General features: G+C 64.3%; 5 protein-coding genes. All 5 read right to left on the bottom strand.

Features of this window, described 5'->3' with window-relative positions:
* Nucleotides 1-350: 350 nt before the first annotated feature.
* Nucleotides 351-1,274: a bifunctional riboflavin kinase/FAD synthetase gene (locus ACOVQ0_RS11980; protein WP_421884735.1), complete on the bottom strand. Its 924-nt coding sequence runs from the start codon at nucleotides 1,272-1,274 to the stop codon at nucleotides 351-353.
* Nucleotides 1,271-1,789, bottom strand: a complete 519-nt coding sequence (locus tag ACOVQ0_RS11985; protein WP_421884737.1) for a dihydrofolate reductase — start codon at nucleotides 1,787-1,789, stop codon at nucleotides 1,271-1,273. Before ACOVQ0_RS11985 ends, ACOVQ0_RS11980 begins: the two co-directional genes overlap by 4 nt.
* Nucleotides 1,786-2,844 carry a 5-(carboxyamino)imidazole ribonucleotide synthase gene (locus tag ACOVQ0_RS11990; protein ID WP_421884739.1) on the bottom strand — a complete coding sequence of 353 codons (1,059 nt, stop codon included), beginning with the start codon at nucleotides 2,842-2,844 and terminating at the stop codon, nucleotides 1,786-1,788. The genes ACOVQ0_RS11985 and ACOVQ0_RS11990 overlap by 4 nt, the downstream gene beginning before the upstream one ends.
* Complete coding sequence (gene purE, locus ACOVQ0_RS11995; protein WP_421884741.1) at nucleotides 2,841-3,344, bottom strand: 5-(carboxyamino)imidazole ribonucleotide mutase; 504 nt, start codon at nucleotides 3,342-3,344, stop codon at nucleotides 2,841-2,843. Before purE ends, ACOVQ0_RS11990 begins: the two co-directional genes overlap by 4 nt.
* 29 nt (nucleotides 3,345-3,373) lie before the next feature.
* Nucleotides 3,374-4,041 (bottom strand): 2,3-diphosphoglycerate-dependent phosphoglycerate mutase (gene gpmA / locus ACOVQ0_RS12000; protein WP_421884743.1); only part of this gene is annotated, 668 nt, incomplete at its 5' end.

The following is a 4,041-nucleotide window of genomic DNA, read 5'->3' on the forward strand; positions in this document are numbered from 1 at the left end:
GGGCAGGCCAGCCTTCATCGGGAAATCGGTCTTCGGCAGGAAGACGGTCGGGCGGAAATCGCGTTGCTCGGTCATGACCGGCGGGCCTTAGCGCTGCTGTGGGCTTTGCGCAATTTTTCTGGCGTGGCGGGGAGTGGTTTCACGCAAAGCCGCAAAGGCGCGAAGATGTCGTACCCACGCGGCAAAGCCGCCTTGATCCGTTGGCGCTCCAGACGATCGGAAATCAAGGCCTGCGCCGGATACAAGCTCTTTGCGTCTTCGCGTCTTTGCGTGAGCCATCCCGGGCGAAGCCCGCAATCTTCTCCGCGCCCTCTGCTTCCTCTGCGCCTCCGCGCGAAACAGAAAGTCGCTCAACCGAGCAACCGCCGCGCCTCGTCACAATCGCGCGCGATCTGCGCCACCAGCGCGTCCAGCCCATCGAACTTCGCTTCTGGCCGCAGGAAGTGGTGAAACGCCACTTCAATGTCCTGCCCATAGAGATCGCCCGAAAAATCGAAGAAATGCGGCTCAAGCAGTTCCTTCGGCGGATCGAACGTGGGCCGGATGCCCAGATTCGCCGCGCCTTTCAGAAGACGTCCATCCGGCAGCCGCCCTGTCACCGCATAAATGCCATAGCGCGGGCGAAGGTATGCGCCGATGTCGATATTGGCGGTGGGGAAGTTGATGGTGCGGCCCAGCTTGTCGCCATGCTGCACCGGGCCACGGATGGAGAAAGGCCGCGTCAGCAGGCGTGTTGCCGTTTCGCATTCTCCCGCGATCAGCGCATCGCGGATGCGGCTGGACGAGACGACCTCGCCCTCCAGCGTCACCGGCCCCACGGCGCGCGCGGCCAGCCCGAAGCGCGGGCCTTCGCTTGCCAGCACTTGCGCATTGCCGCTGCGGCCCTTGCCGAAAGTGAAATCCTCACCCGTAACCACGCCAACCGCGCCAAGGTGCCCGGCCAAGCCCTGTTCGATCCATTGGATCGCGGTCATGCCCGCAACCTCCGCACCGAAATGGATCACCAGCATGGCATCGGCGCCTGCCGCCGCGAACAGTTCCTGCCGCTGATCCAGCGTGGTCAGCCGGAACGGTGGTGCATCGGGCGCGAAATGGCGCACGGGGTGCGGGTCGAACGTGGCGACGATGGCTGGACGCCCCTCTGCCCGCGCCCAGCGGATAGCCTCGCCCACCACGGCCTGATGGCCAAGGTGGAAACCATCGAAATTTCCCAGCGCCACGATGGCACCGCGCAAGGCTTCGGGCACGGGTTGGCGGCTGTCGAGGCGGATCATCCCCGGCCTTCCCCGACCTTTCGTGCAAAGCTGATAAAATCGAAAGCGGGTCGTCCTGCTTCGGCCTGATGCACTTCGCGCAATACCTCTGTCCACTCCGGTCCGAGTGGCTCCATCATGGTATCGCCATCGAACGGCCCATGTATTTCCGTCAATTCCACCCGCTCTGCAAGCGGCATGAACAGGCGATAGGTTTCCGCCCCGCCAACAACGGCCACTTCGCCTTCACCGGCCAGAGCCAGCGCTTGGTCCACGCTGGCTGCAACTTCCGCGCCATCGGCCTGCCATGCCGCGTCGCGCGTAAGCACGATATGGCGGCGTCCGGGGAGCAGGCCGGGCAGGCTTTCAAACGTCTTGCGGCCCATGATCATCGGCTTGTTCATGGTCAGCGCCCTGAACCGCTTGAGGTCTGCCGGAAGCCGCCACGGCAGGGCATTGTCCTTGCCAATCACGCCGTTGGTGGCGCGGGCATATATCAGGAACAGCCCCGGCCTGACCTCTGGGCGAGCCGTCACAGCACCAGCCGCGTCACGTGGCCCATCTTGCGACCGGGTCGCACCGCCGCCTTGCCATAAAGGTGCAGGTGGTTGGCGGGGTCCGAAAGGATCGCGGGCCAATCGTGTGCGTCGTCACCGATCAGGTTGTCCATCACCACGCCCCTTGCGGCGAGCGCGGTGGAGCCAAGCGGCAAACCGCAGATCGCGCGGACGTGGTTCTCGAACTGGCTGGTGAGCGCGCCTTCGATGCTCCAGTGCCCGGAATTGTGGACGCGCGGCGCCATCTCGTTGAACACCGGGCCGTTCGCGGTGGCGAAAAATTCGAGCGTCAGCACGCCGACGTATTCCAGCGCGTCGGCAACTTTCGCGGCGAGCGCGCGAGCCTCGTCGACCTGGTGCAAAATCACTGGCGCGGCGGGCACGGTCGAACGGTCAAGAATGCCGTTCTTGTGGACGTTCTCGGCCGAATCCCAGAAGCGCACTTCACCGGCGCTGGTGCGCACCAGAATGACCGAAAACTCCGCCTCAAACGTCACGAAGCCTTCGTAGATCAGCGGAACCTGCGGCAGATCGATCGCATCGGCATCAGCGGCTTGCATGATGCGCCACTGGCCCTTGCCGTCATAACCATCGCGCCGCGTCTTGAGTATGCCGGGCGCGCCGATCTTTGCAATGGCGGCGCGCAGGTCATCCATCGAATCGACCTGCGCCCACGGCGCGGGGCGCCCACCCAGCGCTTCGACGAACGACTTCTCGTTAACCCGATCCTGCGCCACTTCCAGCGCACGCGCCGGCGGATGGAGCCGCGCGTGCGGAGCAATCGCGCCCAGCGGTCCGGCGGCGACATTTTCGAACTCGTAAGTCACGACCGCGCATTGTTCGGCGAAGGCCGCAAGCGCCGCCTCATCATCGAACGTGCCTTGCGTAAAAGCGGCGCAAACATCAGCAGCGATGGGATCGGCTTCCGGCGCATAGACATGGCAGCGATAGCCGAGATTGGCCGCCGCCAGCACGATCATCCGGCCAAGCTGGCCGCCGCCCAGAATACCGATGGTTTCGCCGGGAGGGATCATCCGACCGGCTTCTCCGCCACCGAATCGGTCTGCGCAGTGCGGAATGCGATCAGCCGCTCGGCCAGCGCCGGATCAGACGTAGCGAGGATCGATGCCGCCAGAATACCTGCGTTCGTCGCCCCCGGAACGCCGATGGCCAGCGTTGCCACTGGGATGCCGCCGGGCATCTGCACGATAGACAGCAGCGAATCCATGCCCTTCAGCGCCTTGGATTCCACCGGCACGCCCAACACCGGCAGATGCGTCATCGAGGCGACCATCCCCGGCAGATGCGCGGCACCGCCTGCGCCCGCGATCACCACCTTGAAGCCTTCAAGGTGCGCGGCCTTGGCAAAGCTGACCAGCCGGTCCGGCGTGCGGTGGGCTGAAACGATGCTGCAATCATGCGCAACACCCAGCTTTTCCAGCACGGCGGCGGCGTTCTTCATCGTCTCCCAGTCGGACTGGCTGCCCATCACGATGGCAACTTGCGGCCCTTCTGGCACTGACTTATCCGTCATCCCCTGCCCCCTTCAGGCTACGGTAGCGCTCAGCGCTCCGAGAGGTAATAGCGTTCCACTTCGGCCAGGTTATCGTCCAGTTCATAGACGATCGGCTGGCCGGTTGGGATTTCAAGGCTGGTGATGTCCTCGTCCGAAATGCCCGAAAGGTGCTTTACCAGCGCACGCAAGGAATTGCCGTGGGCCGAAACGATCACCGTTTCCCCGGCGCGCAGCGCAGGTGCGATCTTTTCTTCCCAGCAGGGCAGCACGCGCGCGATGGTGTCCTTCAGGCTTTCGGTCGAAGGCACCGCGATCCCGGCATAGCGCGGGTCCGATGCCAGATCGAATTCGCTGCCCGCTTCCAGAACGGGCGGCGGCACGTCGAAGCTGCGACGCCACACTTTGACCTGATCGTCCCCGTGCTTGGCGGCTGTCTCAGCCTTGTCGAGGCCGGTCAGCCCGCCATAGTGACGTTCGTTAAGGCGCCAGTCCTTGTCTTCCTGCACCCACAGGCGCCCCATCGCCTCAAGCGCCAGATGCAGCGTCTTGATCGCGCGGGTCTGCAGCGAGGTGAAAGCCAGCGTGGGCAGCACGCCCTTGTCTTTCAGCAACTGACCAGCAGCGAATGCCTCGGCCGCGCCCTTTTCGGTCACGTCAACGTCCCACCAGCCGGTGAAGCGGTTTTCGAGGTTCCACTGCGACTGGCCGTGGCGAA

It is taken from the genome of Novosphingobium sp. (assembly GCF_049240505.1).
Lineage (GTDB): Bacteria > Pseudomonadota > Alphaproteobacteria > Sphingomonadales > Sphingomonadaceae > Novosphingobium.

Excerpts from the sequence above, each read along its gene's own strand:
- ACOVQ0_RS11980 (WP_421884735.1), bottom strand. The coding sequence starts at position 1,274 with ATGATCCGCCTCGACAGCCGCCAACCCGTGCCCGAAGCCTTGCGCGGT.
- ACOVQ0_RS11990 (WP_421884739.1), bottom strand. The coding sequence starts at position 2,844 with ATGATCCCTCCCGGCGAAACCATCGGTATTCTGGGCGGCGGCCAGCTT.
- purE (WP_421884741.1), bottom strand. The coding sequence starts at position 3,344 with ATGACGGATAAGTCAGTGCCAGAAGGGCCGCAAGTTGCCATCGTGATG.